This is a genomic window from Sphingomonas sp. YR710, assembly GCF_900101455.1.
Lineage (GTDB): Bacteria > Pseudomonadota > Alphaproteobacteria > Sphingomonadales > Sphingomonadaceae > Rhizorhabdus.
On record NZ_FMZJ01000001.1, the window covers coordinates 217,877 to 243,412 of the forward strand.

Consider the following 25,536-nt stretch of genomic DNA (forward strand, 5'->3'; position numbering starts at 1 on the left):
AAAGCGAGAGGAAGCCGCATGACCGTCGTTCGCCATTATCTGTTGCACGCCATTGAAGGGCATGATGCCGCGCTGGAGACCGTCCTTTCAGAGATCACCGATTTCTTTCGTGCCCAGCCGGGCGCACTGGGCCTGGACCTGCTGCGCGACTGTGGCAATGAGCGGCGTTTCCTGTTGATCGAGCGCTGGGAAACGATCGAGGCGCATGGCGCAGCGGCGCAATTGCTGCCGCAACCGCTGATCAAAAGGCTTATCGCGGCGCTTGATGGTCCACCCGAAGGCACCTATTTCGATTATCTCAAGCAGGTGTGACGCGCCGGCTTGGGTTCCTGCTGATCGACGGCTTCGCGATGATGTCTTACGCATCGATCGTCGAGCCGTTTCGCGCGGCCAACCTTTTGTCGGGGCAGGCGCTCTATAGCTGGCAGCATCTGTCGACCGGAGCGCCCGGCGCGGAGGCCTCGAACGGCGCAGCGATCGCGGTCAATGGCGATCTCCACACACTGGCGGAGATCGATACCTTGTTCATCTTTGCCGCAGGCAATCCGTCGGCGTTCGATGATGAGGCGGTCTTTGCCAGCCTGCGCCGGTTGGCCGCGCATGGTGTTGCGCTAGCAGGGGTGTCGGGCGGGCCTTATCTGCTGGCCCGCGCCGGCCTGCTCAACGGGCGCAGCGCGACGATTCATTGGGAGCATCAGCCGGCTTTTGCCGAGGCCTTCCCCAATGTGCTACTCCAGCAGGCGCTTTATGTGATCGACGGGCGGTACATCACCTGTGCCGGCGGTGTCGCTGGGCTCGATCTGGCGGTGGATCTGATCACGCGCGAACACGGCGCCGCTTTGGGTACGGCGGTGGGCGAATGGCATATCCGGACGCAGTCGCGCGAGGGCAGCGGGCCGCAGCGCATGTCACTCAGCGAGCGGTATCGGGTGTGGAATCCGCGCGTCGTGCGGGTGCTCTCGCTGATGGAGGCGCATATCGCCGAGCCTCTATCCCGCGAGGTGCTGGCGCAGGGCGAGGATGTGTCGGTGCGCCAGCTCGAGCGGCTGTTCACGCATCATCTGGGGGCAACGATCAGTGAGACCTATCGACGGATCAGGCTGATGCGCGCGATGGCGCTGCTGGGCGAGACGAGCCTTGGTATCACCGAAATCGGGGTCGCCTGCGGGTTTGGCAGCCCGTCGCATTTCTCGCGGGCATTCGCCGAACATTATGGCATGCCGCCGCGCAACGCGCGCAAATCACCACTGCACGCGCGCCGCGGGGCTGAACAGGACATTGGGGAGCGCCGCGGGTAGCGGACACTCCCCTTCTACCGCGATCAGAAGCGGTAGCTGACCGTCGTCACGATCGAATGATAAGCAAATTTCGAGAAGCTCCGGCGGAAATCGGTGCCGGTGCCGCTGATGACGGTGAACGGGCCACCGACCGGTCCACCGGTGACGGCAACCCGATAATCATCGTTCTTAAGCGCAGTGAACAGATAGAGTGCTCCGATCGAGAACGGGCCGACCTTCTGCTCGATGCCGCCGCCATAATTGTAACCCCAGGCATGCTTGGTCGGGTCGCTGGGCGTGAAGGTGTTGACCGCGTTGGTCGTCGTGAAGCTGTTCTCGATCTTGCCATAGGTAACGCCGCCGGTGCCATAGACGAGGGTGCCGGTGCTGAGCGAATAGCCGGCGCGGGCGCGGATCGAGGCATTCTCCTTGAGCTTCGCCTTGAAGCGATAGACTGCGGGGGTCGTGCTGTAGGCGGTCACGCTGTCATAAAGATAGGCCTTGCCGGCTTCGACGACCGCGCCGACGACAGGACCGCTGGCTTTGCTGCCGAACTGATAGTCGTAGCCCGCGTGCAGCTTCCAGATCGTGGCGTCATTATCCTTTTTGCAGCCCGTGTTCGGCGTCCGGCTGGTGGGAACACCGCCGCAGAAACCCGGCGAGAAATTGGGGAAAGCATCGCCGAACGTGCCATCGCGATTGCGATCGAAGCTGATCGTCTCGTCGCTGTCGCGGGGCTGCCAGCTATAGCCAAGCTGGCCGCCGACATAGAAGCCGGTCCAGCTGGGGGAACCCTTGGCGAGATCGAGCGCCGATGCGCCCGTGGCGCCAAATGCGGCCACTCCGGCTGCTACCGCCACTGTAAGAAAATGTTTCATTCGAACCCCTCCTAGTATTCCATGAGCATTCAATATTCTGCTCTCACTGCAAGCCAGTTACGGCCGGCGGTGGATAGATCGGATTGATACGTAATTGCTACGTATTTTTTGCATCCATATCGGATTTTCTGATCCGGGAGTGGGAGGAAGGTTGGTATTCATGCATATGGCTTAGGACTGAAGGGCGGTACTGGGTGCAAATTTCAGACGCGCGCAGGCCGGCGCTCGCCAATCGGCACGAGGGTCGATACAGGCAGCAATGATGGGATCGAAGGCGGCAGGGCCGCCTAGTCGGAAGTGTTGGGGCTCAGCTTTCCGACGGATCGAGATGCAGCCCCTTTCGGCCATGTTCCGGCGTATGGGCGGGCGCGTGCGGCGGTTCGATCTCGGCCGGTTCGAGCATCTGCAGCGTGCCCTCCCATTTCGCCACCACGACGCTGGCGACGGCATTACCGACGACGTTGGTCGCCGAACGGCCCATGTCGAGAAAATGGTCGACGGCGAGGATCAGCAGCAGGCCGGCCTCAGGAATCTTGAAGAAGGCGAGGGTAGATGCGATCACCACCAGGCTGGCGCGCGGCACGCCGGCGACGCCCTTCGACGTTACCATCAGCACCAGCAGCATCGTCACCTGCTGGCCCAGCGACAGATGGATGCCATAGGCCTGCGCTATGAACACCGTGGCGAAGGTGCAATAGAGCATCGTGCCATCGAGGTTGAACGAATAGCCGAGCGGCAGCACGAAGCTGGCGATCCGCCGCGGCACGCCGAAACGATCGAGCGCTTCCAGCGTGCGCGGGAAGGCGGCTTCGGATGACGCCGTGGTGAATGCCAGCAGGATCGGCTCGCGGATGTAGCGGACCAGCAGGCGCGATCGGCCGCCAACGATCAGGAAGCAAACCGTGAGCAAAAGCCCCCACAGGATGATCATGGTCAGGTAGAAGCCGCCCATGAACTTGCCGAAGGTCCACAAGATGCCGGGCCCCTGTTGCGCAAGCGCGGAGGTGACGGCCGCGAACACCGCAAACGGCGCGAACCGCATCACATAGCCGGTGATCTGAAGCATCACCTGCGCCAGTGCCTCGATGCCGCGGAGCAATGGCGCCGCCTTCTCGCCGATCGCCGTCATTGCGACGCCGGTGAAGATCGAGAAGATCACGATCTGCAAGATCTCGTTATTCGCCATCGCCTCGAAGAAGCTCTTGGGCACGAGATGGGTGACGAAATCCTTGAGCGTGAAGCCCGCCCGTTCGATGCCGCTCGCGGCGGTCACATCGGGGATCGGCAGGCCAAGGCCGACGCCGGGCTCGAGCAGGTTCACCATGACGAGGCCTAGAGTCAGCGACACCAGGCTGGCGCTCATGAACCACAGGATCGATCGCAGCCCGATTCGGCCGAGCGCGGTCGTATCCCCCATATGGGCGATCCCCGAAACCAGCGTCGCGAACACCAGTGGCGCGATGATCATCTTGATCAGCCGCAGGAAAAGATCGGTAAGGATCGAAATATAGCCGGTGACGTTGGTAATCGTTGCTGGATCGGCGATTGTCCGGTTCAGCGTGATGCCCACGACGATTCCGACGAGCATGGCGATCAGGATATACCAGGTGAGGCGCTTGGCCACATGCGTCTCCAGATTGGGGTTTCCCTGTCGTCGGGCCAAAGCCGGAACGGGTCAAGGGCGGGGTGGCGTTTTAATAGGGAGATACCATGCTGTTCGGCCGGCGCGCGGGAAAGATCAAACGGCTGCTCATCGTCGAGGACGAGCCTTTGGTCGCTTTCGACAATGAGCACTTCCTGATCGACATCGGCTATACGGTCGTGGTGACGACTGATGATGCGGCCAAAGCGATGGCGGCGATCGCGGTGGGCGGGATCGACCTGATCCTGTCCGACGTGGCGCTCGCGCGCGGCAGCAGCGGCGTGGAGGTGGCGCGGGCGGCGATGGCGGCGGATATCCCCTTGCTGTTCGTGACCGCGGCCTGCCCGATCGATGCGCCTTCACTCGCGATCGGCTGTCTGGCCAAGCCCTATACGCAGCGCGCGCTCAAGCAGGCGATCGAGGCCGTCGAGACGAGGCTGCACGGCGGCACGCCAAAGCGGATACCACCGGGCCTGACGCTCTATTGAGCGCCGAAGCTCCTGCGGATCAACCGCGGCAGCATTATCGCCTGTGCCCCGCCCCGCCCGATCAGGAAGATCGAGAAAGCCAGCCACAGCCCGTCATTGGCGAGCGGCGCCGAGACCATCAGCGCCGCGACAAAAACGACGAGCGCAGCCGCCATGCTGATCAGCAGGGCCCGCGTCCACGTCGCACCGATGAAGACGCCGTCGAACACATAGGATGCAACCCCGAGCAAAGGCAGGCCGGCGGCCCATCCGACATAGCGCGCCGTCATCGCGATCACCGCCGGATCGGCGCTGAAGCTCGCGGCGAGCGCCGTGCCGCCCATCCCGTAAGCGAGGCTGATCGCCGCGCCCCCGCCCCAGCCCCACAGCAGGATCGATCGCGCCGCCCGGACGAAGGCCGCGCGGTCGTGCCGGCCGCGCGCCTCGCCGCACAGCACCTGTGCCGCACTCTCGAAGCCGTCGAGGATCAACGCCGACAGCAGGAACATCTGGAATAGGATCGCATTGGCGGCGAGGATCGGCGCGCCCTGCTGCGCGCCGCTGCGCGTGAGCAGGATCGTCGCGGTCAGCAGCAGCAGGGTGCGTCCGAACAGATCGCGGTTCAGCCGGAACAGCTCGGCGATCGCCTGTGGCGCCCAAGTCGCACGGTGCTTAACCAACGCGAGCGCGCGGCGGAACGGAGGTTCGCGCGCGACGATCGCCGCCAGCGCGACGAACTTGATGCTTTCCGATAACAAGGTCGCGATCGCCACGCCCGCGACGCCGAGATGCACGCCGAGTACGAGCCCGGCATCGAGCAGGATATGGACGATATTGGCGCCGACCTCGATGGCCAGGATCGCGCGCAGCCGGCGGCGGCCGATCAGCCAGCCGGTCAGCACTGCATTGAGCAACCAGGGCAGCGATCCCCAATAGCGGATGTCGACATAGAGCTTCGCCTGTTCGGCGACCCGGCCGCCGGCCCCGAGCATGTCGAGCCCGATACCGACCAGCAATGGCCGCGCGGCGAGCAGAATGAGTGCGATCAACAAGGCGGCGGCGAGCGCACGCACGAGCACGGTCGCCTGGCCGTCATCGTCGCTCCGGCCCGCCGCCTGCGCGGTCAGCGCCACCGAGCCCGATCGCAGGAAATTGAAGACCATCAGCAGCGACATCATCAGCTTGGCGCCGATCTCGACCGCCCCCTGCGTCGCCGCCTCGCCGAGCCGCCCGATCACCCATATGTCGGCCAGCCCGAACAACGCGGTCGCGACGTTGGTCGCCATCGACGGCAACGCAATCGCCCAGATTGCGCGGTTGATGGTGGCGGGCGGGGCGGTCATGGCGGGGGCGATAGCCGATGTGGGAAGGGGGGACTAGCCGGTGTCGATTGGGCGCGCGCTTCCCAATTCGTCATTCCCGCGAAGGCGGGAACCTATAACCTCCGAGCTGTGAGAGGCTCGGGCTACAGAGTATATGGGTTCCCGCCTTCGCGGGAATGACGATGAGAAGGCGGCTCAGCTCATTAACAAAACAGCCCTCCCAAACCCCCTTCCGCCGCGCCCCATCGCCGCTATTGTCGCGCCCCATGAACAGCACATCGGGGGACGGCGCATCCGTCCGGGATCGTCAGGGTTTTCCCGCCAATCTATGGGGCGGCATCAAACCCTATTTCGCGCCGGCGCCGCTGGCCGCCTTGTTCCTCGGCATATCCTCGGGCTTTCCCTACGCGATGATCGGCGCGACCCTGACGACGCGGCTCGCGCAGGACGGGATCGACAAGAAGAGCGTGACCGCCTTCACCCTCGCCTTCCTCGTCTATAATCTCAAATTCCTGTGGGCGTGGATGGTCGATGGCGTGCATCTGCCGATCATCGGCCGGCTCGGGCAGCGCGTGTCGTGGCTGCTGCTGGCGGGCGCGCTGGTGATCGCGGCGGTCGTTCATCTCGGGCTGGTCGATCCGCATGCGAGCCTGAAGGCGACGGCGCTGGCCGCGATCCTGGTCGGCGTCGCGGGATCGACCTTCGATATCGTGATCGATGCCTATCGGATCGAACTGCTCGATGCGTCGCAGCTCGGCGTGGGCGCGGGCATGTCGCAATATGGCTGGCGGATCGGATCGGCGACCGCGGGCGGCCTCGCGCTGGTGCTCGCCAGCCGGATCGGCTGGGACGGCGCCTATATCGCCTGCGCGGCCTTCGCGCTGCCCGCGATGATCTCCGGGCTGGTGATGGGCGAGCCCGAGCGGCACCGCGAGCCACCGGGGCGCAAGACCGGAGCCGAATTGTTCGCCTCGATCGTCGGCCCGCTGATGGAATTCTTCCGTCGCCGCGGCGCGGCGCTCGTCCTTTTGTTCATCCTGCTCCACAAGATCGGCGATACGCTCGCCAATCTCACCTTCCGGCTGCTGTTCGATTCCTTGGGCTACACCAATGACGAGATCGCGATCTACGACGTCGGCTTCGGCTTCTGGGCCTATCTGATCGGCATCTTCATCGGCGGCTTCCTGTATTCGCGGTTGGGGATGAAGCGATCGGTGCTGATCAGCCTCGTGCTGATGGGCGTTTCCAACCTGAGCTTCGCCGGGCTGGCGGCGAGCGGGCATAGCGACTGGGCGATGGCGGGCGCGATCGGCTTCGAGAATATTTCGAGCGGCATCGGCGGCGTCACCGTGGTCGCCTATTTCTCCGCGCTCTGCGACCTGCGCTTCACCGCCGCGCAATATGCTTTGATCTCGGCGGCGGCGAGTGTGGTCGGGCGGCTCGTCACGGGTACGACAGCGGGCGCGATGATCGAGGCGATGGGCTATGTGAACTTCTACCTGTTCACCACCGTGATCGCGCTGCCGGGGATCATCCTGTTCTGGCTGATGATGCGGGCGGGGCTGATCGATCAGTCGATGGGGAGCGCGGGGGAGGGGGAGTAGGGCTACCGTACCCGTCAGCGTACGTCGGCCCCGCCCACCTTCCCCCGCCGGCTCTCGAACAGCGCACACGTCTCCCCAACGGTGATCAGCACTGCCTCCTGATCGAAGCGGCTGTTATACGCCGCCGCGATGTCCGACAGGCGTTTGCGGTCGTCGGCTCGCCCCGGCAGGACGATCAGGATCACCTTGCTCGGTTCGTGGATCACATGGCCTTGGGTCAGCCAGCGGCCCTGCGCGTCGTACAGGGTCATGCCGTCGGGGAAGCGGCTGCTGACCTCGCGGTCGAGGAAGTCGGTGAACTGTTCCTCGGTCACCGGCGGGTCGCTATGGTGGCGGCTCAGGCCCATGAAGAGTTCGGCGACGGAGCGCTTGCTCTCGCCCGGTGCGCAGCGGGTGGCGGCGTGGGCGGGGAGGGCGAGGGTGAGAGCGATCAGGCTCAAAAAGACATGTCGGATGCGGAGCGCCCCAAAAAAACCGTCATCCCCGCGGAAGCGGGGACCCATGGACGGCGGCACGATGAGGTTGGAGCGCCCATAACCGTGGGTTCCCGCTTTCGCGGGAATGACGGTTGGGCAGCAGGGCATGCCATGCACGAGCTCTGGGGTGTGCATCACCACACATGCACCCGATCGGCCGGCGCCAGATAGAGCTTGTCTCCCGGCTTCACCCCGAACGCCGCATACCAGGCGTCGATATTCCGCACGATGCCGTTCACCCGATAGGCATCGGGGCTGTGCGGGTTGGAGAGGAGTTGCGCGCGCAACGCGCCCTCGCGCTGCTTGCCCTGCCAGGATTGCGCATAAGCGAGGAAGAAGCGCTGATCCCCCGTATAGCCGTCGATCACCGGGGGCTCGCCATGGCGCGACACATAGCGACGATAGGCGGCATAGGCCGCCTCGAGCCCGCCGAGGTCGCCCAGATTTTCGCCGAGCGTAAGCTGGCCCTTGATGTGGACACCGGGGATCGGCTCATAAGCGTCGAACTGCTTGATCAGATTCTGCGCGTGCGCGGTGTAGAGATCGGCCGATTGTTTGGTCCACCAGTCACGCAGGCGCCCTTGTGCGTCATATTGGCGGCCTTCGTCGTCGAAGCCATGGCCCATTTCATGGCCGATCGTAGCCCCCGTCTCACCGTAATTGACCGCCGGATCGGCGGCGGCGTCGAAGAAGGGCGGTTGCAGGATCGCGGCGGGGAAGGTGACCTGGTTCATCGTCGGGTCGTAATAGGCATTCACTTCCTGCGGGGTCATGTACCACAGGTCGCGATCGACCGGCTTCGTCATCCGCGACAGATCGAGCTTCCATTCGAAGATGCCGGCATTCATCGCATTGGCCAGCGGATCGGCGCGGTCGACGATCATCGCGGAATAATCGATATATGTCTTCGGGTGGCCGATGCGCGGATCGAATGAGGCGAGCTTGGCGAGCGCTTCCTTGCGGGTCGGCGCGTCCATCCAGGCGGCATGGTTGATCTTGTCGGCATAGGCAGCGCGCAGATCCTCGATCAGTTCGCTGGCGAGCTTGTCGGTCTCGGGCGTCCAGTGATCCTTGACGTAGAGCTGCCCCACCGCCTCGCCGAGGCTGCCGTTGATCAGGCGGATGCCGCGTTTCCAGCGATCGGATTGCTGCGGCACGTCGCGCATCTTGTGGCTGTAAAAGTCGAAGCGCGCGTCGTCGAATGCCTTTGGCAGGAACTGCGCGTGATCGCTGACGAAGCGGAAGGTGATCCAGTCCTTCCACGTGTCGATCGGGGTATCGCCCACCCTCTTGCCCGCAGCGGCGACGGCGGTGGTTTCGCGCACGACCACCGTCGGCATCGCGCCGAGCCCGGCATGGTCGAGCGTCGCGGGCCAATCGAATTCGGGGGCGAGCCTGGTGAGTTCGGCGCGGCTCATCGGGTTGTAGGTCGCCTGCGGATCGCGGCGGCGCTCGGGTGTCCACTGGTCCTGCGAGAGCTTCGTCTCCAGCGCGACGATGCGATCGGCCTTCGCGGGCGCATCGCCGATGCCCGCGAGCGTCAGGATCCGGACGATATAGTCGCGATATTGCTTGCGAATCGTCTCATATTTTGCGCCGGGCAGCAGATAATAATCGCGGGTCGGCAGGCCGAGCCGGGCCTGGCCGGCGTTGATCGTATAATGGGACGGATCCTTGTCGTCGGGCGCGACGCCGATATCGATCGGGCTGGCGTAGCCGGGTTCCGCCATCAGATTGTTGAGTTGGGCGCGCGTCGAGACCGATGCGATCCGCGCGAGCCAGGGCTGCAGCGGCTTGGTGCCGCGCGCCTCGATGCCGGCCTCGTCCATCCAGGCGGTGTAGAAATCGACGATTTGCTGGACCATCGGATCGTTGTGCGGCTGTTTCGCCGCCGCCTCGACGAGCCCGCGCACCTCGCGCTCGGAAAGATCGGGCAGCTCGCTATTATAGCCGGCCGAGGATTTGTCGGCGGGGATCGGATAGGTTTTGAGCCAGGTGCCTTCGGCAAAGCCAAAGAAATCGTCGCCCGGCTTTATCGATGTGTCCATCGTCGCATAGTCGACGCCCCAAGGGCCATATTTGGGTTTGGCGGGGGGCTGGGCGGCGGCCGTCGCGATGCAGGTTGCGGCGGTGATCAGCAGGAGGGCAAGCGTGCGGCTCGGGCGCATGAACGGCTCCGTATCAGGCGAGTTGCCGAATTAGAGCAGCAAAGCGCGCCTGATGCATCCGCTAAAATGAGCGTCTGCCGAAACAAGCTAACGCCCGCCAAGGCCGGAGCCTTGGCGGGCGTTAGCCACCCCCGCAGGTGTAATGAGATCAGGCGATCTGCAGTGCGGCTACCGCGGAGCGGCGGCGCTTGCGCAGGCTGAAGCCGACGATGCCGAAGCCCAGGATCAGCATTTCCCACGTCGACGCTTCCGGCGCGGCCGACACGAATGCGCCGGTGAGCGAGACGCTGTCGAGCAGCGAGAAGGGCGGCTGCCCGCTCGGTGTGCCGGCGGCGAGGAAGTAGAGCGTGTCGCTGGCTTTCGAGGCGACGAAATTATAGGTCTGGGTCTGCCAGCCGGTAAAACCGTGGCTGGCATCATTGAGGATAGCGGTCTGACTGCTCAGGCCTTCGTCGGTCAGGCCGAACTTCCACGATTCAGTCGTCGCGCCATCGAAATTCTTCTGCTGCGCGCCAGCCCAGTTGAAGGTCAGCGAATAGCTTTGGCCGACGATGAGCCCGGAAATCTGCTGACTGATCCGGGCCACCTGATAGGCGCCGTCGGCACCTATGAAGTTGCCGCCCGTGGGGCTGGCGACGAACCCGTTGTTGACGCCGCTGCCGGGCCCCCACAAGGTCACGTTGCCGCTATCGCCATTCGCGCCGGTGCTCGTCGCGGTCGCGCCCGAGAAGATGAAGTTGTAGCCGGGGGCGCCGCCGGCCTCGTTCGCATTGGTCCACCCCACCGCATTGGTATTGTAGTTGAGCTGGCCAATGCCGTTGGTGGTAAGCTCGAAATCGCCATTGGTGATGAACTGGTGCGCCGGATCGATGGTCGCCAATGCCGGTGCGGTGGCAGCCAGGCCGATGAGCGTCGCGATCCCCAGCAAGGCGGCTTTCAGCGTGCCGCTGGCGCGACGAGCCTTCACATCATGCATGCCCGAAAGAATCGACGTCATTCTCTGCCCCCCGAATATATGCCACGCATAGCCGAAACGATTGCGCCGGGCGATAGGTTTGTCGGTCCGACCCACCGGCAGAGGCCGGGATTTCCGCGAAGCAAAGCAACCGTACAGCATGCCACATTTCCGAATATGTTCCGTCTACGGAATATTAAGCAATATTCGCGCCATTATAAATTATTTGTATATTTCAATTGTTTAATCGTGCTCCTTGATTGCCAAGAAATGCAAATTGTAAAATCTGCCGACAACAGGTTTGCTGGATCTGCTCCATCGTCGCCGCAAAGCAGCAAGCGGATAATACGCCGTGATCGCCGCCGCGAAAATCGCTATCGGTATTGCGGGGCTGCTCCTCCGGCGGGGGAGATCATTAGCAAGAGGGTTTGAAGTGCGGGGTAAAGTAAGCTTTCGGGGTGGCGCGGTGATCTGCGCTCTGCTTCTGTCGGGCTGCCATAATGAGCCCAAGGGTCAGGTGATCGCTATCGTCAATGGGCATGAGATCTCGTTCCAGGATCTGAATGCCGAGCTCGACGGCCTTCAGCTCCCCGACAACGTCGATCGCAAGCAACTGCGGCGGATCCTGTTGCAGCAGGTGATCGATCGCGAGCTCATGGTGCAGAAGGCGCATAAGATGGGGATCGACAAGACCCCCGAATATGTAAGCGAGGTTCGGCGCGGTGAAGAGAATCTGCTCGCCGGGATGATCGGTCATAATGTTGCGGTGACGGTGCCGTTGCCGGACGAGCGCGACATCCAGCAATATATCGACAGCCACCCATTTCAGTTCGGCAGGCGCGAGCAGTTGAAGTTCGATCAGATCCTGTTCGATCCGCCCAAGGACCGGCGCAAGCTCGACGTGCTCAAGGATACGCACTCGCTTGACGCGGCGGCGGCGGCGCTGCAATCGATCGGCGTCGCCTTCACGCGCGGCGAGGGCGCGATCGACACCGGTCCGACGGCGCCCGATCTGGCCGCGCAGATTGAGGCTGCGCCGCCGGGCGAACCGATCCTGTTGCCGCAGGGCAATCAACTCGCGGTTGGTGTGATTACCGCGCGCCAGCCAATTGCCACACCGCCGGCCGCCGTGCACCTTGCCGCGGCGCGCGCAGTCCGCGCCGCCGCTTTGCTGCATGAAAGCCAGGCACAGATCCAAAGCGTCCGCGAAAAAGCCAAAATTGATTATCGAGACCCTGAACTGGCGCCAGCGCCGGTTGCCCGGCGCTAAAACGTTTCCCCGAGTTCGGGCTCCGGCTCGGGGAAACGCTTTACGTCAGCGCCCGCTCGATCAGTCGCCCCAATCGTGCCGAGAAAGCGCGCGGATCGAGCGGGTGTTCGCCGTCGGCAATCTGCGCTTCGTCGAGCAGCAGATGCGCCGCATCTTCGCGGAAGGTCTTTTCGTCCTCGCCCAGCGCGGCGAGTTTGACGATCAGGCCGTGGCGCGGATTGACTTCGAGCACGGGCTTCGCCGCCATCGGCGCCTGGCCGGCGGCCGCCAGGATCTTTTCGAGCTGGCGGTCCATGCCGCGATCGGGGGCGACCAGGCAGACCGCGCTTTCGGTCAGCCGGTCGGAAGCACGAACGTCGGACACCGCTTCGCCCAGAATCTCCTTGGCGAAGGCGATAAAGCTGGTGACCTGCTCGCTGGCTTCGACTGACGGCGTCGCATCACCCTCGGCGAGCGGGATCAGGCTGAGGTCGGCGGCGCCCTGCGTGACCGATTTGAACGGCTTGCCGTCATGATCGACGCCGGCGGTGACCCAGAAACTGTCGACCTGATCGGCGAGCAGCAGCACTTCGATGCCGCGGGCGCGATAGCCTTCGATCTGCGGCGAGGCTTTCAGCCGGTCGAGATCGGTGCCGACGGCATAATAGATCGCCGTCTGGTTCTCCTTCATCCCCGCGACATAGTCTTTCAGTGAGCGCCAGCCGTCGCCGGCCGTGCTCCGGAAACGGGCGAGGCCCAGCAGGCTCTCGCGGCGCTCATAATCCTCGTACAGGCCTTCCTTGATGACCGGCCCGAAATTTTCCCAAATCGCGGTATAGGCTTCGACATCGTTGCCGGAGAGCTTTTCGAGTTCGGAAAGGACGCGGTTGGTGACGCCCTTCTGGATCGCCGACAGAATCGGGCTTTCCTGAATCATCTCGCGCGACATGTTGAGCGGCAGATCGGCCGAGTCGACCAGCCCGCGCACGAAGCGAAGGTAGCGGGGCAGGATGTCGGCTTCATCGGTGATGAAGACTCGGCGGACGTAGAGCTTCATACGGCCCTTGCGATCGGGATCGAACAGGTCGAACGGCTTTGATCCGGGCACGAAGGCGAGCACCGAATATTCCTGCCGGCCCTCGGCACGGTAATGGAGCGTGATCGCAGGCTTGTCGAACTGACCGGCGACGCTGCGATAGAAATCGGTATATTCGTCCTCGCTGACCTCGGACTTGGACTTGGTCCAGAGGGCGGCGCCATCGGCGATCTCGGCGGGTTCGGCATCGGGCTTTTCAAGGATGGAGATCGGCACGGGGACGTGGCCCGACTGCGCCTTGACAATCCGCTCGACCTTGAAGCGCTCGGCGAAATCCTTCGCATCCTCCATCAGGTGGAGGACGACGCGGGTGCCGCGCGGCGGCGCTTCGGCGACCTCGACCGGTGCGATCGTATAGGTGCCGAGTCCGTCCGACGACCACATCGCGGCTTCGTCCGATCCGGCGCGGCGCGAGACGACATCGACCTTTTCGGCGACCATGAACGCCGAATAGAAGCCGACGCCGAACTGGCCGATCAACTGCGTGCCTTCGCCTTCCTTGTTCGCGGCGATCCGGTCCATGAACGCCTTGGTGCCCGAGCGCGCGATCGTGCCGAGCGCCTCGGACATGTCGGCGGTGGTCATGCCGATACCATTGTCCTCGATCGTCAGTTTGCGATTGTCGGGATCGAGGATCAGCGAGATCCGCGGCTGCGGATCGTCGCCGAGCAGGGCCGGATCGGCGATCGCCTCATAACGCAGCTTCTCGCATGCATCAGCGGCGTTGGAGATCAGTTCGCGCAGGAAGACATTTTTGTCCGAATAAACCGAATGCACCATCATGTGGAGCAGCTTGGCGACATCGGCTTCGAACGCGTGGGTCTCGGGGGCAGCTTCGGTGATGGTTGTCATGGGCTTGAAAGGTCTCTCCGGGTTGAAACTTGCCGCGGAGATGGCGGGCAGCGAATTTTATTTCAAGGGGCAAGCACCGGTCGACGGCACGGGTTCTTTTGAGCAAGCCAGGCCCCGCTTCTCAAAAATCGCTCGGCGTGAGCGCGATCACGGATATCGCGTCCGATCGGGCCTAGAACAGGATCGACATCGGGAGAGGTGGTGACAATAAGAGCCTAGTCGATGTTCGATCATATTCGCCAATGCCCAGCTATTGTATCCGAAATGGTTCAATATGGGTGGTGATGAATTGTTCGCAGGATATGTTCATGTAAAGCGTAAGGAGTAAGTAGCATGCCGTTACCGTCAAATGTCCATGAATTGATGGCCAATCTGCACGAGCAAGGCGTCGTCAATCTCGATACGTCGATCCGCTCGCTTGTTCAGCCTGCGGTGCTTGGCTCGGCCAGCCCGAATTCGCTGCCGACCGACATCATCATTGGCCCGCGCTACGTGTTCGTCACGAAGGTCGGCCAGCAGGCCGGCATCAACGAACAGGTCGGGGCCGTTGCCGGCCACGCCGCCGGCATCCGCTGAACATTAAGGGAAGGAGAATTCCAATGCCAACGACTCCTGTTCAGGCGTCCAAGACGCTGACCGCGCTTTCCGACGCCAAATTCCTCAACCTCGATGCCTCGCTGCGTTCGCTGGTCCATCCGGCCGGCATGGGCGGCATGTCGGTCGGCGGTCCGGTTTCGGATGAAGGCCCGGCGATCCTGATCCACGAGAATTTCGTGTTCATCCATGTCGGCGGCCTCGTCGGCGGGATTAACGAGATGACCCAGAAGGCGGGGATCGCGGAAGCCGCGGGCCGTGTCGCCGGTGGGCTCTAATCATCCGTCGCGAGAGTGGATGATCGAAACTTTGGGCCGCGTCCTTCGGGATGCGGCCCATCTCCTCGATCGGCTCCCCGCGCTCTCGCCGCATTGGCCCGCGGATCGCACCAGCGGCCATGTCGACAAACTGATCGGGGAATCGGCGTTGCTGTTGCTCGCCGCGGCACGTGTGCCCGCCGACGTGCTGTGGCCCCATATCGCGAGTTTGACCGCCTCGCTGATTCCGCATGTCCATTCGGTCCGATCGCGGGCGCTGCTGATGCGGTCCCGGAGGAACCGGCATGCGATCCTGCTGCCGCACCTCGTGCTCGCAAAGCTCGGATATTGCGATCCGGTGCTCGAAGGCTTGTTGTGCGACGGTGCTGGCGCGGGTGAGGCCGAGGTGCAGGGCTTCCGGCTGGCCGAACGCGAATGGTTGCGGGCGCTCGACGAGGGGACGCCGCCCGACATGCGGCGCTTTACCGGCGACACCATCTTTTCGCGACCGCTCAATGTGCTGGAGATGGATCGTGGCGATCTCTACGCGGTGACCCATTGGGTCGCTTACGCCACCGATCTGGGCCAGGTTGCGGCACCCCGCTGGATGGTCGATGCGGTCATCGCGATGATCGACGACGCGATCGCGTGGCAGATCGGGGCCGAGGATCTCGACCTGCTGGGTGAGCTGCTGATGATGGCACGGATGCTGCGGCTGCCGCAGAGCCCCGCGACCGACGCTGCCTGGGCACTGATCCGGGCTGCGTGGGACAGGATCGGTTTTCTGCCCAGCCCCAGCTATCGGGCCGCGGACGTGGAGCCGCTCGAAGGCGATGCCCGCGCCGCGCATGAGGCGGCGCACGTCTATCATACGATGTATGTGCTCGGATTGCTGTGTGCGACCGAAGTGCGCTTCCCGTCGCGCAACATCCACAGGTCCCACGCGGATTGGGCCTATGCTCTGGTGGTGGCGCAGGATGCGGAACGCGCGGCCGAACGGGCGGCGCCTTATTGCCGCGGCAAGCCCGGGTCGATGGCCGATGGCGCCGATCCATCGCCGCAAGCCGCGCCGCCATTCTGGCGCGGTGTGCTGGAAGCCAACGCGCACCACGCCGACATCGTCGCCGCGGCGGACCTCATATCGGCGGTGCGCAGCTATGATCTGGCCGCGTTGGCGCGATCGATGGACCGGTGGATTGCGGACGGGCTGCCGGCATCGGGGCTGTTTATCGATGCTGTGACCTTTCTGATCCGCCAGCAGGTGGCGGACGGTGCGATCGGCGCGCAATTTCTGATTGATCAAAATCGCGCGAGCCCGGCGGCGGCCATTGTGACGAGTGCGCTGGCCGAACTGCTGGCGCGATCCGCGATCCATATTCGAACGGAGCTTGCCGCGAGCGGGGCCGTGCCGATGCGGGAGTGCGTGCATTGAGAGCGGGCTGGCGGGTGGATTAGGAGACGATATGGTGAAAGGCCTGCCCGGCCGTCATTCTCCGCTTGCACGCGCCACCAGACATCCGTCACAGAGAGGCCGGCTGAGCAGCCCGCCCGCCGGTGCGGCGAGGCTGCTCCAGGGGGGCCTGGCTATGGGGCGTGCAGCGAAGCTCGCGACCGATTTCGGGGAGGGTGGCGATCCCGCGGCGGACGTGGGGCCGCCGGCGCGATATCGCGCTTTCATCAGCTACAGCCATGTCGATGAGACGGTGGCGCGCCGGCTCCATCGCTGGCTGGAAACCTATCGCATTCCCGCGCGGCTTGTCGGCCAGATCACGGAGGAGGGGACCGTGCCGCGACGGCTGTCGCCGATCTTCCGCGATCGTAACGAATTGCCGGCGTCGAGCAGCCTCGACGATGCGGTGAAGGCCGCGCTCGCCGAATCCGCCAGCCTGATCGTCTTGTGTTCGCCCGATGCCGCGCGTTCGCGCTGGGTGGGAGAAGAGATCAGCCATTTTCGGGCGACTCATCCCGATCGGCCGGTGCTGGCGGCGTTGCTGCGCGGTGCCCCGGAAGACGCGTTTCCGGCGGCGCTGATCGATGATGGCGAGGCCGAACGAAAGCGCGAACCGGTGGCAGCCGATTTTCGGAAAGGCGGCGACGGCAAGCTCGCGCGGCTGAAGCTGGTTGCAGGATTGAGCGGCGTCGCGCTCGATGAGATCGTCCAGCGCGACGCGCAAAGACAGTTGCGGCGTGTGATGGCCATCACGCTCGGAATGATCGTTTCGACGCTAATATTGGCGATGCTCCTGATCGTTGCGCTCGAAGCGCGCAACGAAGCGGAGCGCCAGCGCCAGCAGGCCGAAGGACTGATCGAATTCATGCTCACCGATTTGCGATCACGGCTGCAGGGGGTGGGCAGGCTCGACATATTGGGATCGGTCAACGAGCGCGCGCTGGCTTATTATGGCGCGCAGGGCGATCTGGGCCGGCTGCCGAGCAGCTCGCTCGAACGGCGTGCCCGTGTATTACAGGCGATGGGCGCGGACGATCAGCGGCGGGGCGCTGTCGATATGGCGCTGAATGAATATCGCGAGGCGCACCGGACGACCCGTGCGCTGCTGGCCGAAAAACCGAACGATGCGCAGCGTATCTTCACGCATGCGCAGAGCGAATTCTTCCTGGGCTATGTCGATTATCAGCGCGGTCGATACGATGCGGCACGCCCGCATTTTCAAGCCTATCTCGATCTGGCGCGCCGGCTCGTCGCGATCGATCCGCACGATGTGCGGGCGTTGCGCGAATATGGCTATGCGCAGGGCAATATGTGTTCGCTCGAACTTTCCAGCAAGGCGAATATGGCACAGGTGCTTGGCGCCTGTCGCGGCGCGCTGTCGGCAATGAAGAAGGTCGCTGCCGCCAGGCCCGCCGATGCGGAGGTGCGCAACGATCTGGCCAATCGTCATGCGTGGATGGCCGATGCGCTGCGCGCGTCGGGCCGGATGCGCGAGGCGCTGGCCGAGCGGCAGGAGCAGGCGCGGATCGTAGATGATCTGCTGCGCTCGGACCCGATCAATGCCGGCTATCGGCAAAGCTGGATGCTGTCCCGTTATTCCATCGCGATGTTGTACGTCGACCTTGGCGACAAGCAGGCGGCCTGGCAGCCGGCTCGAGAAGCTCGCGACGCGAATGCATTGTTGATTGCCACCGATCCACAAAATCAGGACTGGCGCCATTGGCGCCAACGTATCGCGGATAGCTTTCGTGGTCTTAGCAAGGAGAATTGATGATGACGCACAGGAAGATGGCACAATATCCCTTGTCTTTGGCGGCGCCGACGGGTGTGGAGCCGCGGAACGCGATAGTGAACTTCAGCGTCACCCTGACGGCTGATGGCAGAGACATCATTCTCGTGATGGAGGATATGGAAACCGGAAAAGATTATATCGCTATTAAGGAGCATAGCGACGTCAAAATCGTGCTCCGCGGTGACCAGATCTTCTTTTCGAAAGAGCATGACGGTATCACGATGAAGGATGACGACCTCGGCCATTTGTACGGAGGTCTCGAATATGGCGACTATGATAAGGAACTCGACCGCTACAGGAGCGTCAAGTTCGTCGCCTGTTTCAACAAGGGCGGAAAAGTCGGTACGAAACACCCGTTCAACATCAATGTGGATCTGTTGCAAGGCGGCTCCAAGGCGCCGCGCTGGATCGGCCTGACGATCGATCCTGACATCACGAATCCGCCGCCGCCCCGGGACTGAGCGTGGCTGGCAAAGTGGGCTGCATGAGAGATAGGGCAGGACGGATGATACTGTGAACAACGCGATGCTCGCGGCGATCAGGCGTCACGCGCGCTCGGGCGATACCGAGCGTGCATGGCAGCTGTTCGCCGACGGCGGCTTCGAAGGCGAACGGCGAAACGCCAACATCCTCAGCCTCAAGGGACGCTTGATAAAGGATCGCGCGCTCAAGGCTCCGGCGGGCGAGCGATCGGCGCTGTTACGGGCGGCGGGCGATGCCTATCTCGATTCAGCCACGATCACGCCGGCCACCTATCCGTTGATCAACGCGGCGACGATTGCTTTGTTGAGCGACGATCGCCCGCGGGCGGAGACTCTTGCCCACCGTGTGTTGGCGATGCTGGAAAGCGGCGGATACCAGGCCGAGACGCCTTACTGGCTCGGCGCCACGCGCGCCGAAGCCTGGTTGCTGCTGGGCAGGATCGTCGATGCGCGTGGCGCTTTGGCCGAGGCGGTTCGGCGTGCGCCGCAGGCGTGGGAGGACCATGCCTCGACTTTGCGCCATTTCCGGCTGATTCTGGAGAAGCTGGGCGAGCCGACGGACTGGCTGCGCACCTATCAACCGCCGTCCAGCCTCCATTTCAGCGGGATCATCCATGTTGCGCCCGATGCTGGCGAGGCATCGGCGCGGATCGGTGCCGCCATCGACGCGGTGAAGCCCGGTTTTGCATTCGGGGCGCTTGCGGCTGGCGCCGACATCATGGTGGCCGAAATCCTGCTCGACCGCGGCGTCGATCTGCACATCGTCCTCCCATCGCTGACCAGCGCGTTCCGCCGGGATTCTGTCGGGCAGTTCGGCGCGGCATGGGAGGGGCGATTCGATGCGGTGCTAGCCGCCGCCGGCACTGTCGAGGAGATCGGTGATCTCGATCGGGTGTCCGAAGCGGGCATCTTCATGGGCGACGAAATGGCGATGGGGCTGGCGATCCGTCACGCGCATGTGCTGGAAAGCAGCGCGTCGGCGCTGAGGATCGGCGATGGTGCTCGGCTCAGGGGGCGCGGACTCGACGATGCCTGGACGCGGCAGGGGCTGGCGATCCATGCCGTCCCACTCGATCGGGACTCGCGCCGCGCAGTTGGAGCGCTGCCTGCTTTCACGCGCGAGGCACTGGTCGCTGTCCCTTACGGCCATGCCGTCGCCGCTGAACTCGCCGCGGCCGGTGCGCGCGTCGATCGGCTCGGATCCCACACGATCGCCAGTTTTGCTGATCCGGTCGCGGCGGTGCGCGCCGCGCTGGCCAGCGGTCGCGATACGAACATGCCGCTGGGCATCGCCTATATGGCGTTCAATCCCGATATGCCGATGCGCGATCGCGCCGAACAGGCGGTGCATATCGCCGGCGCCGTCCATCCGGGCAGTATCTCTGTCTCCCGCTCGACCGCGCTCGCGCTGACGCTCGAGGCGCCGGACCTGCGCTGTGAGAATTTCGGGCACATCGCTACGCCACAGGGCGACATCGCGCTGAGTATCATCGCGTCGTCATAGGGTGACGGGGGCTCCGGGGAAGACTTCTCATTCTTTAACCGATCCAGTCTGCAGCTCTGATAATTTAGCAAATAATGTTCTGTTGCCGCAAAAATAGTGCTATCGAAGTGCCATGCCGTCGCGGATTTCCCTTGAGCTGGCGTTTACGTCGCCGACGCCGCCTTTGGCCCGGTTGCCGCGCGACTGGAGGGGCTTTTCAGCGGAGTATGTCGACTTCACTAGCGACGCGCCCTTTGAATTCCGAAATCTCGGCGACAGCCATTATCTTGCACTTCATGACATTGCACTCCGCGACGGGGAGCTGAAAATCGACGGGCTGACACGCCGGAATACTCTCGATCTGCGCGATACGATCACTTTCGTACCAAGAGGTTGCGAAGTTAGCGGATGGTCTGACCCGGTAGAGCGGTCGAACAGCTTTGTTGCGATGTACTTCGATCCCGAAGTGATTCGCGAGGATCTGGGCGCTCGTTATATGCGAGCCGAGCCTGGGCCGTTCGCTTATGCGCGGAATGCACCGCTTCGCGATACGCTGAAAAAGCTCGAGGCGGTGATTCGCGAACCCGAAATTGATGAACTGCATGCCGAAAGCCTGTGCCTTCTCGCTTCGCTAGAGATTTTCGGCGTCATGGCGGACGCGCAGGGGCGGCTGTCGGATCGACAAGTCACGGCGGTGACAGAATTCGTGGAAGCGCAACTGCATAAGCCGATCGGATTGTCCGACATGGCTGCCGTTGCCGGGCTTAGCCGATTCCATTTTTCCCGCGCGTTCAAGGCGACGACGGGCGAGAATCCTCATGGTTTCGTCCAAAGGCGCCGCATCGCCCGCGCCGCCAACCTTCTGACCACCAGCGATCTATCGATCGAGGCTATCGCGTTGGTGGTGGGCTTCGCGGGGGCTTCGCAGTTCCGGCGAGTTTTTCGCGATCAGATGGGGATTTCTCCATTAAGTTATCGATTGCAACGGCGTTGAGCTGAAAGGGAACATGTCTGAAATCGACCAAAACGCGCTTGATCTGACCGTCTGCGATCGGGAGCCGATAACCCGGCTCGATCGAATTCAAAGCTTTGGCTTTCTGATCGCACTCACCAACGACTGGACGATCGTTCGAGTCTCTGAAAATATCGAGGGCTTCTTAAAGGCAGATCCCGCTCGGTTGCTGGGCTCCCGCTTTGATAATTGGATCACGCAGTCTGCGTTGCACGACATCCGCAATCGCATGGCAATTATGTCGTCAACCTGTGGAGAGAGGCTGTTCGAGGTCAAGATTGTCCCGAACGCTCCGCCGGTCGATCTCGCAATACATTTCCAGGGCGATCTTCTGATCATCGAAGGCGAACGATCGCAGAAGGCGGAACGCATGGAGGCTGCGTCCATGGTCCGCGCCATGACATCGCGCCTTGCCAGATCTCCGACAATCGACAGGTTCCATCGCGATGCCAGTCGGCAGGTCCTGGCCATTACCGGTTTCGATCGGATCATGATCTATCGGTTCGATCACGATGGGAATGGAGAGGTTATTGCCGAGGCGACCCGCAGCGGCATGGAAAGCTTTCTGGGCCTGCATTATCCCGCGACCGACATCCCGCAGCAGGCGCGGGCGCTGTACCTGATCAATCCGTTCAGGATAATTGCGGATGTCGACGCTCCCACAGTCGCGCTGTTCCCGCCTGCCGATTCGGTAACACCGCCGCTCGATCTTTCGCTGTCGGTCAGCCGCGCCGTCTCGCCCGTTCATATCGAATATCTGCGCAATATGGGAATCGGTGCGTCGCTGTCGATTTCCATCGTGGTCGAGGAGCGGCTGTGGGGGCTTATCGCCTGCCACGCGCGGGCTCCACGCCTCCCAAGCTTCGTCATGCGAACAACGGCTGAGCTGTTCGGCGCAATGTACTCGATGATGCTGGAAAGCCGTTTGCGGCGCGGCAGTGCCGAGGACGAACAGAGGGCGCGCGCGCTCGCCGATCGCGTCATCACGATGATCGCCGGTGACGAAACACTGATGGAAAACGCGCAATGGCTGCAGGACATGACCCGCGACATGATCGATTGCGATGGCGTTGCGATCTATCGTACGGGAGCGGCACATCTCCACGGTGCCACGCCACCGGAAGATCAGGTGACTGCCCTTGCCCACCATTTGAATGCGGCCTCTCCCAGCCGCGTTTTTGTCACCGATAAACTGTCGGCCATCCATGCACCATGTGGGACGACGGCGGATCGCGCCGCTGGCATGATGGCGATCCCGATTTCCCGGGTCCCCCGCGATTATATCATGCTGTTCCGCCGCGAACGATTGAACGAGGTGCGGTGGGGTGGTGATCCTGCCAAGCCCGTCGAGCCCACCGCCGATGGCTCTCGCCTCTCTCCACGCAAGAGTTTTGCGGCATTTTCCGAGTTGGTACGCGGCACGGCGCTGCCTTTTTCCGATCGCGAGCAGCGCATCGGTGAGGCGATCCGCCAGGCCTTGATTGAAGTGATTCTGCGGTATTCCGATAGTGCCAGCGAGGAACGCAGGCGAGCGTCGGAGCGGCAGGAACTCCTGATTGCCGAACTCAACCACCGGGTTCGCAATATCCTCGGGCTGATCAGCAGTCTCGTCAAGAAGACCGGAAAATTGGCGACGGATGTCGCGACCTATGTCGAATCTCTCAGCGGACGAGTCCAGTCGCTGGCCCGTGCGCATGATCGGGTGACCCGGCAAAGTTGGGGACCTGCTGGCCTGGCAGGATTGTTCGAGGATGAGTTCGCGGCGCATGACGGGGCGCTTGGCCGTCTGCGTTTGTCGGGGTCCGGGATACGCCTTCTGCCGCAGGCGATTTCAACGGTGGCGCTGGTTGTGCACGAACTGGTCAGCAACTCGTGCAAATATGGTGCGCTCTCTTCGACTGGCAGCGTCGAAGTGAACCTGGACGTGGTCAATGGCGAAGGACTCTACATTCGCTGGAAGGAGCGTGGTGGACCGGTGGTTGTCGCACCGGCACGACGCGGCTTCGGCTCGGTTATCACCGAGCGGACGATACCATTCGACCTTCAGGGGACAGCTCAGATACGGTTTCTCGCGGCGGGGCTCGAGGCGGAGTTTTTCATCCCGCACCACCATGTGGTGATTGCACCAGACGATCTGGTCCAGCCGGTGGGCGCCAGTACAAGCGCCTTTTCGATGGAAATCGGCGAGGTGCAAGTTCAGACTCTGAGCGGCGCCGTCGTATTGCTGGTCGAGGATAATATGATCATCGCTCTGGAAGCGGAGGATATGCTCCGTGAACTCGGCGCGGTGGAGGTTGCCCTGGCGGCGACGATCGGTGAAGCGGAAGAGCTTCTTTCCCGACACCATTTCCAATTCGCCATGCTCGATATCAACGTCGGCAGGGGTACCAGTTTCGACCTGGCTAAAAAACTTGCGGCTGCGGGAACACCATTCATCTTCGCGACGGGCTATGGCGATGAACTGGCGCTCGAGCAACGTAATGGCGGCGAAATCGTCATCCAGAAACCATATGACCGTGACCATCTGGCCCGGGCCGTCGATCAGGTTCTTCGGCGTGTTCCTGTTGCCTAAAATGTTGAATGGGAAGAGACTTGGCGTTGATGAATGCGCGACAACGCTCCATTCGCGCCTGAAACAGGAAACCAGCTTCGCCCATCGGCGGGTTGAACAGGCGTTCGACCTGCCGAAAGCCGCCGGAGATGTGAACACATACGTCCTGGCGCTCGCCATGATGTATGGTGCCTTTTCCGGAATTCGGCAAGGATTGACGCTGATTGCCGGGAAAGGGGGCAAAGAAGCCGAACGCCAAGCATGCGTTCGTATCGAGCGATTGCAAGATGATCTCCGTTTTTTTGGTCTTCTTGCCGACGACAGTTCTTTTCCCCCAATCGTTCTCCACGACGTGCAAGAGGCCTTAGGCTGCGAATATGTCATGCGAGGTTCCGCGCTCGGCGGGCTGGTGATCTTCAACCGGGCGGCCACGCAGTTAAAAATCTCAAAGACGCGTGGTGGAAAATACTTCTACGGCGATGGCAAGGCGACCATCGCAATATGGTCGGCATTTCGGGAAAGACTGACGCGACTAGACGCCGCCGGAGAGTGCGCGGACCAAATCGTGGGGGGCGCTATCAAAGCGTTTTGCTATATCGAAAGGGTATTTTCCAATGCCGCCGACATCGGCTTAACCCGAACGTTACCCGGTGAGGGTGGGGTGCCTGGATTTGGGGTGGCTGCCTCCGTTGGCCCCAATGTTCGATTCTCGGGTTGATGCAGTGCTGGCCAAGCGGATGGAGCGATTGGCGCTGGCGGCGATAGCAGCCAAGCGCGATCCGCAGCGTTGGATCATGACTGCTGCAACTCTCACCGCGCTCCAAACTTCCCTCGAACGCGCCGAATTCGATCTTGACGCACCGCGGCTGATAACGCTCGAAGGGCCGATGTTCATGAACATTCCCATCGATATCGGCGTGCCTATGAATGATGATCCACCCGTCGATCTTGTGACACGATAGGTGCACTCTATCCATCGACGGGATGGTTGGTTTTTCGTCGCAATCCTGAATGTCTGCGGCGGGCCAAGCCAACAACATTTGCGTTTCGAAAGCCCTTTTATGGGCGGTTACGTCGCCGTGCAGGGGCACGGTAGCCGGTCCAGACGGGTCGAGTTGGTCGCCAGTTCAGAAACGGATACGGTGCCTTTGGCGAGATCGCGGCTACGCTTCCGTCCCAAACGGCCATTCCGGAATTCAATACACCATATCCTCGAGCATGCGCGGCGCGACAATCGTCATGTGGCGATCCGATCGGCTGATCACCCCGCGCCGTTCGAGCGCGCTAATCGCGCGCGATGCGGTCTCGCGCGATGTATTCGCGTTGAGCGCGAGAGCGGTCACCTTGGGCGGGGGAACGATCCGGTGGTCGGGACCGGCAAGCCGCATCAGTTCGGCATGGACGCGGCCCGGCGCGGAGAGGGTGCTGCGCGCGGCCATGCGATCGAGCGACATGTCTAGCTGCCGGGCCAGCCGCAACGCAAGTCCGGCGCCGATCGCGGCGTGACTGTTCGCAAGGGCGGCGAGCGTCGCGCTGGGCATGCGCAGCGCCTGGACATCGCCATTGGCGACAATGTCGGCGCGGTGCGTCGTGGGTGCCGGATAGGCGCCGAAAAACTCACCGGGTCCATGATAGGCCAGTTGGACCCGCTGCCCATCGAGCCCGAGCAGCTGGATATGGACGACGCCGTCGATCAGCAGCCAGCATTGATCGGATGGGTCGCCCTGATGCGCGAGCACCGTCTTGTGGGGAATGTTAAGCGGCACCATCGACTTGTCGAGCAGGGCGGCGACGGCCTCCTCGCAGGCGAACATCGCAGCAATGGCGGCAAGTCGCTCGTCCTTCTGCACCGTCAATTATCCCCGCAGGCCACGACCGGCGGTTCGGTCGATAGACCAGATGCATCCATTTCGGAAGGGAACACGCAAT

The 25,536-nt window shown here is 62.8% G+C and carries 23 protein-coding genes; 15 read left to right on the top strand and 8 right to left on the bottom strand.

Translation table 11 applies throughout. The features are described 5' to 3' along the window. Positions 1 to 18: 18 nt before the first annotated feature. Both BLS13_RS01125 and BLS13_RS01130 read left to right on the top strand, forming a co-directional pair. Positions 19 to 312, top strand: a complete 294-nt coding sequence (locus BLS13_RS01125; RefSeq protein ID WP_093449086.1) for a putative quinol monooxygenase — start codon at positions 19 to 21, stop codon at positions 310 to 312. Beyond that, positions 309 to 1,298, top strand: coding sequence for a GlxA family transcriptional regulator (locus tag BLS13_RS01130; protein ID WP_256325646.1), 990 nt, complete (start codon positions 309 to 311; stop codon positions 1,296 to 1,298). The genes BLS13_RS01125 and BLS13_RS01130 overlap by 4 nt, the downstream gene beginning before the upstream one ends. 23 nt (positions 1,299 to 1,321) lie before the next feature. On the opposite strand, the gene BLS13_RS01135 is transcribed toward BLS13_RS01130, so the two are convergent. Together BLS13_RS01135 and BLS13_RS01140 are read right to left on the bottom strand one after the other, a co-directional pair. Then, positions 1,322 to 2,155, bottom strand: a complete 834-nt coding sequence (locus BLS13_RS01135) for an outer membrane protein (RefSeq protein ID WP_176943376.1) — start codon at positions 2,153 to 2,155, stop codon at positions 1,322 to 1,324. 307 nt (positions 2,156 to 2,462) lie between these two features. Beyond that, entirely contained in the window at positions 2,463 to 3,779 is a 1,317-nt protein-coding gene (locus tag BLS13_RS01140; RefSeq protein ID WP_093449090.1) for a dicarboxylate/amino acid:cation symporter, read from the bottom strand. A gap of 86 nt (positions 3,780 to 3,865) precedes the next feature. Between BLS13_RS01140 and BLS13_RS01145 the strand changes: the two genes are divergently transcribed. After that, positions 3,866 to 4,285 carry a response regulator gene (locus tag BLS13_RS01145; protein ID WP_093449092.1) on the top strand — a complete coding sequence of 140 codons (420 nt, stop codon included), beginning with the start codon at positions 3,866 to 3,868 and terminating at the stop codon, positions 4,283 to 4,285. Here the strand turns inward: BLS13_RS01145 and BLS13_RS01150 are convergent. After that, a complete protein-coding gene (locus tag BLS13_RS01150) occupies positions 4,279 to 5,607 on the bottom strand; it encodes an MATE family efflux transporter (RefSeq protein WP_256325647.1) in 1,329 nt (442 codons plus the stop codon). The genes BLS13_RS01145 and BLS13_RS01150 overlap by 7 nt on opposite strands. 245 nt (positions 5,608 to 5,852) lie before the next feature. On the opposite strand from BLS13_RS01150, the gene BLS13_RS01155 reads away from it, so the two are divergent. Continuing rightward, positions 5,853 to 7,190, top strand: a complete 1,338-nt coding sequence (locus tag BLS13_RS01155; protein WP_093449093.1) for an AmpG family muropeptide MFS transporter — start codon at positions 5,853 to 5,855, stop codon at positions 7,188 to 7,190. A 14-nt stretch (positions 7,191 to 7,204) separates the two neighbouring features. Here BLS13_RS01155 and BLS13_RS01160 read toward each other — a convergent pair whose 3' ends face one another. The 3 genes from BLS13_RS01160 to BLS13_RS01170 form a co-directional block, all read right to left on the bottom strand. After that, positions 7,205 to 7,801, bottom strand: a complete 597-nt coding sequence (locus BLS13_RS01160; RefSeq protein WP_093449096.1) for a DUF3574 domain-containing protein — start codon at positions 7,799 to 7,801, stop codon at positions 7,205 to 7,207. After that, positions 7,801 to 9,834 (bottom strand): M13 family metallopeptidase, encoded by a 2,034-nt coding sequence (locus tag BLS13_RS01165; RefSeq protein ID WP_093449098.1) that lies wholly within the window; start codon positions 9,832 to 9,834, stop codon positions 7,801 to 7,803. Before BLS13_RS01165 ends, BLS13_RS01160 begins: the two co-directional genes overlap by 1 nt. Before the next feature lie 148 nt (positions 9,835 to 9,982). Further along, the gene (locus BLS13_RS01170; protein ID WP_256325648.1) at positions 9,983 to 10,831 is read right to left on the bottom strand and encodes a PEP-CTERM sorting domain-containing protein; all 849 of its coding nucleotides are present in this window, start codon (positions 10,829 to 10,831) and stop codon (positions 9,983 to 9,985) included. Between the two features lie 391 nt (positions 10,832 to 11,222). Between BLS13_RS01170 and BLS13_RS01175 the strand changes: the two genes are divergently transcribed. After that, a complete protein-coding gene (locus BLS13_RS01175) occupies positions 11,223 to 12,059 on the top strand; it encodes a SurA N-terminal domain-containing protein (protein WP_093449101.1) in 837 nt (278 codons plus the stop codon). Positions 12,060 to 12,099: 40 nt separating this feature from the next. Here BLS13_RS01175 and htpG read toward each other — a convergent pair whose 3' ends face one another. Continuing rightward, entirely contained in the window at positions 12,100 to 13,986 is a 1,887-nt protein-coding gene (gene htpG, locus BLS13_RS01180; protein ID WP_093449103.1) for a molecular chaperone HtpG, read from the bottom strand. Positions 13,987 to 14,319: 333 nt separating this feature from the next. Here htpG and BLS13_RS01190 point away from each other — a divergent pair, with 333 nt between their 5' ends. From BLS13_RS01190 to BLS13_RS01235, 10 genes are all read left to right on the top strand, one after another. Beyond that, entirely contained in the window at positions 14,320 to 14,562 is a 243-nt protein-coding gene (locus tag BLS13_RS01190; protein WP_093449109.1) for a hypothetical protein, read from the top strand. 23 nt (positions 14,563 to 14,585) lie between these two features. Continuing rightward, positions 14,586 to 14,858: a hypothetical protein gene (locus BLS13_RS01195; RefSeq protein ID WP_093449111.1), complete on the top strand. Its 273-nt coding sequence runs from the start codon at positions 14,586 to 14,588 to the stop codon at positions 14,856 to 14,858. Positions 14,859 to 14,877: 19 nt separating this feature from the next. Next, a complete protein-coding gene (locus BLS13_RS01200; protein ID WP_093449114.1) occupies positions 14,878 to 16,269 on the top strand; it encodes a DUF6895 family protein in 1,392 nt (463 codons plus the stop codon). A gap of 154 nt (positions 16,270 to 16,423) precedes the next feature. Next, positions 16,424 to 18,058 (top strand): toll/interleukin-1 receptor domain-containing protein, encoded by a 1,635-nt coding sequence (locus BLS13_RS01205; RefSeq protein WP_093449116.1) that lies wholly within the window; start codon positions 16,424 to 16,426, stop codon positions 18,056 to 18,058. Further along, the gene (locus tag BLS13_RS01210) at positions 18,058 to 18,540 is read left to right on the top strand and encodes a nucleotide synthetase (RefSeq protein ID WP_093449119.1); all 483 of its coding nucleotides are present in this window, start codon (positions 18,058 to 18,060) and stop codon (positions 18,538 to 18,540) included. Before BLS13_RS01205 ends, BLS13_RS01210 begins: the two co-directional genes overlap by 1 nt. 52 nt (positions 18,541 to 18,592) lie before the next feature. After that, positions 18,593 to 20,065, top strand: a complete 1,473-nt coding sequence (locus tag BLS13_RS01215; RefSeq protein ID WP_093449122.1) for a tetratricopeptide repeat-containing protein — start codon at positions 18,593 to 18,595, stop codon at positions 20,063 to 20,065. A 112-nt stretch (positions 20,066 to 20,177) separates the two neighbouring features. Next, entirely contained in the window at positions 20,178 to 21,038 is an 861-nt protein-coding gene (locus BLS13_RS01220) for an AraC family transcriptional regulator (RefSeq protein WP_093449124.1), read from the top strand. 13 nt (positions 21,039 to 21,051) lie between these two features. Beyond that, on the top strand, positions 21,052 to 23,628 hold the full coding sequence (locus BLS13_RS01225; protein ID WP_093449127.1) for an HWE histidine kinase domain-containing protein: 2,577 nt from the start codon (positions 21,052 to 21,054) through the stop codon (positions 23,626 to 23,628). Continuing rightward, entirely contained in the window at positions 23,567 to 24,325 is a 759-nt protein-coding gene (locus BLS13_RS01230) for a biliverdin-producing heme oxygenase (protein ID WP_176943377.1), read from the top strand. The genes BLS13_RS01225 and BLS13_RS01230 overlap by 62 nt, the downstream gene beginning before the upstream one ends. A 4-nt stretch (positions 24,326 to 24,329) precedes the next feature. Then, a complete protein-coding gene (locus BLS13_RS01235) occupies positions 24,330 to 24,569 on the top strand; it encodes a hypothetical protein (protein WP_143011834.1) in 240 nt (79 codons plus the stop codon). Positions 24,570 to 24,803: 234 nt separating this feature from the next. Here the strand turns inward: BLS13_RS01235 and BLS13_RS01240 are convergent, their stop codons facing one another. Beyond that, positions 24,804 to 25,457 carry a Crp/Fnr family transcriptional regulator gene (locus tag BLS13_RS01240; RefSeq protein ID WP_093449505.1) on the bottom strand — a complete coding sequence of 218 codons (654 nt, stop codon included), beginning with the start codon at positions 25,455 to 25,457 and terminating at the stop codon, positions 24,804 to 24,806. Positions 25,458 to 25,536 lie beyond the last annotated feature (79 nt).